Annotated in this window: 5 protein-coding genes and 1 pseudogene; 1 reads left to right on the top strand and 5 read right to left on the bottom strand. The window is 47.4% G+C overall.

Going from position 1 to position 6,000, the window contains the following annotated elements:
* Positions 1 to 334 precede the first annotated feature (334 nt).
* The 3 genes and pseudogenes from cas2 to PMG71_RS05785 form a co-directional block, all read right to left on the bottom strand.
* Positions 335 to 445, bottom strand: a pseudogene (gene cas2, locus PMG71_RS23835) (CRISPR-associated endonuclease Cas2); the annotation flags it as partial.
* Positions 446 to 511: 66 nt separating this feature from the next.
* The gene (cas1, locus tag PMG71_RS05790; protein ID WP_283752704.1) at positions 512 to 1,600 is read right to left on the bottom strand and encodes a CRISPR-associated endonuclease Cas1; all 1,089 of its coding nucleotides are present in this window, start codon (positions 1,598 to 1,600) and stop codon (positions 512 to 514) included.
* A 5-nt stretch (positions 1,601 to 1,605) separates the two neighbouring features.
* Entirely contained in the window at positions 1,606 to 2,601 is a 996-nt protein-coding gene (locus tag PMG71_RS05785; protein WP_283752703.1) for a reverse transcriptase domain-containing protein, read from the bottom strand.
* 103 nt (positions 2,602 to 2,704) lie between these two features.
* On the opposite strand from PMG71_RS05785, the gene PMG71_RS05780 reads away from it, so the two are divergent.
* On the top strand, positions 2,705 to 4,075 hold the full coding sequence (locus tag PMG71_RS05780) for a CRISPR-associated protein Csx3 (RefSeq protein ID WP_283752702.1): 1,371 nt from the start codon (positions 2,705 to 2,707) through the stop codon (positions 4,073 to 4,075).
* 40 nt (positions 4,076 to 4,115) lie between these two features.
* Here the strand turns inward: PMG71_RS05780 and PMG71_RS05775 are convergent, their stop codons facing one another.
* Both PMG71_RS05775 and PMG71_RS05770 read right to left on the bottom strand, forming a co-directional pair.
* On the bottom strand, positions 4,116 to 5,297 hold the full coding sequence (locus PMG71_RS05775) for a glycosyl hydrolase 108 family protein (protein WP_283752701.1): 1,182 nt from the start codon (positions 5,295 to 5,297) through the stop codon (positions 4,116 to 4,118).
* A 102-nt stretch (positions 5,298 to 5,399) separates the two neighbouring features.
* Positions 5,400 to 5,966, bottom strand: a complete 567-nt coding sequence (locus PMG71_RS05770) for a hypothetical protein (RefSeq protein ID WP_283752700.1) — start codon at positions 5,964 to 5,966, stop codon at positions 5,400 to 5,402.
* Between the last annotated feature and the right edge of the window lie 34 nt (positions 5,967 to 6,000).

Here is a 6,000-nt window from a genome sequence, read left to right as displayed (position 1 = left end):
GGAGATATCCACCGTTGGACATTGCTCGAACCACAACTCCCAGTACCGTTTTTAGTCGAATACCAGTGTTGCGCGATAGGGGATGCCAATTCCCACTACTCTGTCCGGTGTTGCCACCATTCAGGCTACTTGTAAGTATTTGCTTCACTCGCTCAAAGTCTTTGCTTGTGGGGGCTGTGTTCAGAGTGTTTCCACCAAGCTAACCATTTCGGTTAGCCGTCTTTTAACTGAGTGTCCCACCACTGGGAGTTTCACCCACCTTTAAGGTCAATGTGGCTCCCCTATCTTAACATAAAGCCGTCCTAAAAGGACGGGGTTTCTACTCACATTTTTCGATGAAACACTCAAACACAGAATACTGCACTCGCCGGCCATAACCTTCAAGAAACTTCGCCAGTTTCGTCCGCCGCTTATCGTCAGGAATATCATAAACGACTATTACCATTCTTAGGTGTTACACCTCGCGCCGATACAGATTCATGTAAATACATGCCAAGCAAAGCGTTAGAGATCATCCCTGCCTCAAAAACGGCTCGTAGACTGTCCCATGAACGAGACTGCGTTTATAGCGCCGCACCTGCAATTGAATCGCTTGTCGGTAAGTGACCGGAGATTGTAAATCCGGGTGAGAAATGGCTTCATTCATCCGCTTTTCAAGCTGCTCTAAAAACCTGCGTCGTCCTAATTGATTCAGGTAAATTCCGCCAATATTCCGAATTGGCTCAAAATCTTTTGAGTTGAAACTCTCATTATTAATCACTCTCAACACCAAACTATCAACAATGGGCGAACGAAACTCTTCGATTAAATCAAATGCCAGATAGGGTTTACGGTCTTCTCCATAGTGAAGATTACCAAAATAAGGCGATAAGCCTTCAGCGATAATCAAACTCAGGACATTATTGTGCAAAATTGTATAGCCAAAACTCAACAAGGCATTCACCGGATCTGTTGGCGGGTGGCGCACGCGCTTATTGAAGCTAAATTCTGAATTGGTAATCAACTCACCCCAAGCGGGAAAATACCGCGCTGCACCAATGCCCTCATATCCACGCAATTGGTCGATGTGTTGCACCCGTTCTAAAGAGGCTAAATCAGCACTGATTCCTTCTATAGCTTGGCTCACTTGTTCGACTTTACGCTTCCGATTCAATCGCAACAGCAACTGTTTAGAGTTCAACAGCTTACCCCGAATAATGCTCCGGCAGGTTTCTCGCTGAAAGGGTTCATCCTTATGCTTTTGAATCTGAATGATTTCACTCTCCAGATGCAAGGGATTTAAGCTGCACAAATGCCCGCGATAGTACCCGGACTGGCTCAAAAACAAGACCGGAATGCCCTCTTGCAAACAGGCTCCCATCACTTGAGTGGTGAGTTGAATATTGCCAAACACCAAAATACGCTCGATTTCGCGAATGGGAATTTCTAGTTTGCCACCGGGAGCCATACCGACGACAAATCGCAGATGTTCTTTGTAAACGGTTGTGCCTTGGTCGGTTAAATATAAGGTGGCCATGTCTCGATTCCAAATTTGGTTCCAATGTTGATAAATGGCTTGGGCGCTGAGGTTATTGTCCGATGTTGGGTTTGCCCAGTCCAAAAAGCCTAGAAGATTTTCCAGGGCTGATTTCGGCGCGTTGACCTCTTTTTTTTTTGCGAGTTTCTGGATGGACGGGGAGATTTTTTCTCTTCTTTCTCCTTGGGGGGATCGGCGGGAAAAATGGCGTTTTCTAAAAAACCATGACCGAGAAAACGAAAGCCGCGATTAAAGTTAGTAATTTGGGTTTTCTTGGGGTGCAGCTCTAAGCCAATTTCAGCCAAGTATTGCTGCACTTCAGATAAAGTGGTGACAATGCGATCGCGAGTGGCAGCTAAAATGACGAAATCATCGGCATAGCGCACCAGTCTAATCTCGGAAGCGGAGAACCGGCAATCGAACTCATGCAGGTATAGGTTCGCCAATAAGGGGGAGATGACTGCTCCTTGGGGAATGCCGCGATCTCGATTAACTATGCCTTCCGGAGTAGAAACACCCACAGAAATCAGAGATTTTATCAAACACAAAACTCCCGAATTGTCAATATGTTTTCTCAATTCTTGCAGTAATCTTTGCTGGTCAATACTGTTAAAATAGCGAGCAATATCAGCATCAAGAACCCAGGTATATCCCAAATCGCGCCAACAGGCGACTTTATCGACGGCATTGAGATAGGATAAATTGGGGCGGTAAGCAAAACTGGCTGGGGAAAAGATGTCGTCGAGCAACGGTTGTAGCACATTTAACAGCGCCTGACCGACGATGCGATCGCGAACCGTAGGAACCCCAATTTCGCGGGACTCTCCCCCACCTTTAGGAATTAGCACCTGTTGATAAGGAGAGGGTTGATAGGTACTGTTAGCCACAGACTCTCGCAACTGAGTTAAATTGGCTCTAGCTCGACGGCGAAACTTAGGAATCGTTTCGCCATCAACACCAGCAGAACCTTGTTTTTTAGCCACTTTTTCCCAGGCTTGGCGAAAGTTTTCGGGACGCAGAAAGTCTTCGGTAATGCTCATGAATGGGGAATAGGGAATGGGGAATGGGGAATAGGGAATAGTCATTGACATTATGAAACGACGATAGAAACCCCCCTATCCCTCCATCTCCCCATCCCCTGTCTAGGTCTGTGTCATAGTAGTCAAGCACACCTATAGCACTTGCCATATGAGCAGTACCAGCAGTTACAGGATCGCCTTAGTTGAAGATATTCTCCGGGTTGGCTTCAATAAGGAGATGGCGACAACCGGCGATCGCATTGTCCGGGATGCGATCGCCCAACTCAATGTCCTGATCGATGCCGGACAACTCCATGGGGGACAATTAATCAAAATTAATGGCAAGATGTCTCTGATCGTCAGCTATACCCTCGCCCATTCCTTGATGCATTTATATGGGGCGATCGCCGTGTTCGACCCACGCCTAAAAGCTTATATTGTCGTCAAAAGCGAAACTCCAGACTACCCGATTGCCAGCCGCATCGATGCTGAAACAGGAGAGATAACATTAGTTGAAAGTCACCTTGAGCCTTCCGGCCCCTCTTCCTTTCTACTGAACTGGGACGGTGATATTTTGAAAGCTCAACTCAACGGTCAAGTCACAGCCGAGGGCGATCGCATTGTCCGCGATACCTACCAACAACTGCAAACTTTAATGGAGACGGGACAACTGCCTGGTGGTCAGAAACCGCTTTTGATTAACGGTCGAGCCTCCGTACTGGCTAGTTTCGCGATCGCTTCTCGGTTAGCCCATCTTTACAGCAGTGTTGCCGTTTTCGATCCCAAAGTCGGAGAGGGCGGTTTGAATCAATATGTGGTGGCGATCGCCCATGGGAAGCATCGACCTGGAGAAATTCTCTGCGGGACTTCAGAAGCGTTTGGGCAACAACAAAGCACGACAACCTCCCAAACCCACTCTTGCCCAACTTCGAGAGTCAAAGTCGTTATCTGTGGGTTTCCGAATACGGGCAAAACTAATCTACACAACGGACTTAAAAAACTGCTTTATCAGAGTCCCGACGTTCCCGATGCCTACGTTATCTCCGGTTGTCCCGACGGTGAAGGGTCGTGGTTTTCGGAAACCGTCTGTCACGACGCGCAACTGGCACGACAACTCAAAGATGAATACAAAAGCAAATTTACCCCAGAGTTTGCCCAAGCTAAGGCGCGGGATATTAAGGTTATTTCTAATTCCCTGCTGGTGTTTGATGTTGGAGGAAAAATTTCGTCAGAAAACCGCACAATTATGTCTGAAGCAACCCATGCTATTATCTTGGCTAAGTCCGACGCAGACGTAGAAGCGTGGCAAGCCTTCTGTTGGGAACTGAATCTTCCAGTGGTCGCCATTGTCCAGAGTGACTATCATGGAACCAGCGATCGCCTTGAGAGCGAATTTCCCCTCCTCAAAGGTTCCATTCACCGTTTAGACCGGACTGAAGATGTATCTTCTCGCCCGATGGTGCAAAAGCTGGTGCGGGTGCTAGTGAATTTGGTACTCAAGACTAAAGTTCCAACAAATATAGAGATGAGAGAGAATTGACTCAAGGAAATCGTCATTAAGATCCTATTAACTCTTAACTCTAATCCTTATTGATCCGGCGCTTCAAGTCCTTACTCCGGTTCAACCAACCCTTAAGAAAAACTTCTTGATCAGGCTTACGGGAAACAATATCGCGGTAATAATCTTCTTGGCGCTGCGCGTAGGCGATCGCCTCCTCTTTGGCGCTCCCATCCCCAATCAGCCCATTAAATTCCATCGCCTTCCCTGGCCCAGAGTTTACGGCAGTATTCATGCAGGCTAAACTTAACGGCCACTCAAACTCATTACAACCAGCCGCGTCCCAATAGTCAGAGCGATAAATCTCAGTTGCTTTCTCTTTAGTAATCTCATCTGGAGTAAGCCCGTGTTGCTTGGCCCTTTCTTCCGTAATTCCCATATTGGTACGGCCGCCCGCATCATTGGGATGGTCGCTTAATCCCCCTTCCCACTTAAAGATGAACGCCATGGCTTTATCAAAATCTGAGCCAGGTGTATCAACAAAAGGTTCCAAAGTGCTTCTCAATCTCACCCCTACAGCAAACTCAAACTTAGAGATAGAACGTTTTTGAACGGGTTCGGAAGCAGTCGGGCGATCTATCATTAATCCGTTTCCGATGTAGATGGCGACGTGGGTTATGGTTCCGTCGGGCCAATCGCCATAAGTGTTACTGAACATCACTAAATCCCCTGGTCTTAGCTCGTCTTTAGATTCAATCAGTTGTCCCACATCAGCACCGGCCAAGCTATTGGCATACCCTTCACTGGTGGTATAGCCATCAATCGGGTTAGCTGTTACGCCGGGTTCTAGTCCAGCTTCCGAGAGGACGTGCCGAACGAAGTACATACACTGAGCTGTAGCACCAGGGTTGAACTCTTTGCCGACCCATTGTTCGGCGATCGCTACAATCTTGTTCCCATCAGCAGTGGACATGGCAATTTGCTCTACAGCTACACCGTCAGAGAAGAATTGGCCAAAGGGAGAGGCTTTAACCCAGGTGTTGATATTCGGCTCGAACGTGGCGATCGCTAACCCCAAGCAGATCACCCAAGTGGCTGCTGTTCCTCTGGATCTGGCTCTCTCTCTTCTGGTGATCTCTCCCCACTGCAATTCAGAAGGGGTGAATCGCAAAAGTTGATCGGAAGTTGGGAGGGGGCTGGCATAGGATTGGGTAATAGTTGCTGTACTTCTGAGCTGTTCCAAAGGGTCGTTATATGCGTCCATAATTTATCCTTCCCTATTCTTAAATCCCCATAAAAAAGCCCTAGGCATACCCCTAGGGCTAACCATTGAAACCATCGAATCTTTATCATTTTGGAGTGGTGATTAACGTCCAGATAGACGGGCGATCGCCTCTTGCTGTTGTTGGGTTAACCCTTGAGTGGGTGCTAGAGATTGTCCCCCATCACTGGTCAGGAGAACACCAGAAGAGTAATTATAATTTGCTGGTTGTTGGTTGACTTGAGTCGTCTTAAGCTTCCCATCATTGGCATAAGTTTGGGTTGCCAATTCAGTGACAACCGGACGGCCAAGAGTTGAGCCAACATAATTAACTGTCCTCCCCACGAAATTGCCCATTCTCGCGTACTCGTTTGCCTCGGAAGACAATAGAGCAGGGGCAAAAGAAGCAACCAGAGTATTAACCAAAAAGAGAGGGACAGCAGTAAAAGCGGTAAGTAACCCCAGTGCGTACAACCCCCCTTTAACCTTATTCTTTTTCAGAGATTTCCAAGAGATGATTTGACCATCAATCACTCCTTCAGGAGAAGAGCTGATGATATCAGTTGCCATCTCTGTCCCCTCTTTGCGAGACCTGACAAACCGTTCATAGTCTAGGAGCGCGTTGGGTTCTGCTACTCCATCACGGTTAGTGTAAACTTGCCTTTCAGCCATAATTTATTCCTCATTAATGTTAGGAAAATAGGAG

This window comes from Roseofilum acuticapitatum BLCC-M154 (assembly GCF_030068475.1).
Taxonomy (GTDB): Bacteria; Cyanobacteriota; Cyanobacteriia; order Cyanobacteriales; family Desertifilaceae; genus Roseofilum; species Roseofilum acuticapitatum.
Note: the sequence above shows the minus strand (reverse complement) of the source record. Positions and strands in the feature narration are given on the sequence as shown.

What these genes read in the sequence shown, in the direction of transcription:
- PMG71_RS05780 (WP_283752702.1), top strand. Translation starts at nt 2,705, where the DNA reads ATGAGCAGTACCAGCAGTTACAGGATCGCCTTAGTTGAAGATATTCTC.
- PMG71_RS05775 (WP_283752701.1), bottom strand. Translation starts at nt 5,297, where the DNA reads ATGGACGCATATAACGACCCTTTGGAACAGCTCAGAAGTACAGCAACT.
- PMG71_RS05785 (WP_283752703.1), bottom strand. Translation starts at nt 2,601, where the DNA reads ATGACTATTCCCTATTCCCCATTCCCCATTCCCTATTCCCCATTCATG.
- PMG71_RS05770 (WP_283752700.1), bottom strand. Translation starts at nt 5,966, where the DNA reads ATGGCTGAAAGGCAAGTTTACACTAACCGTGATGGAGTAGCAGAACCC.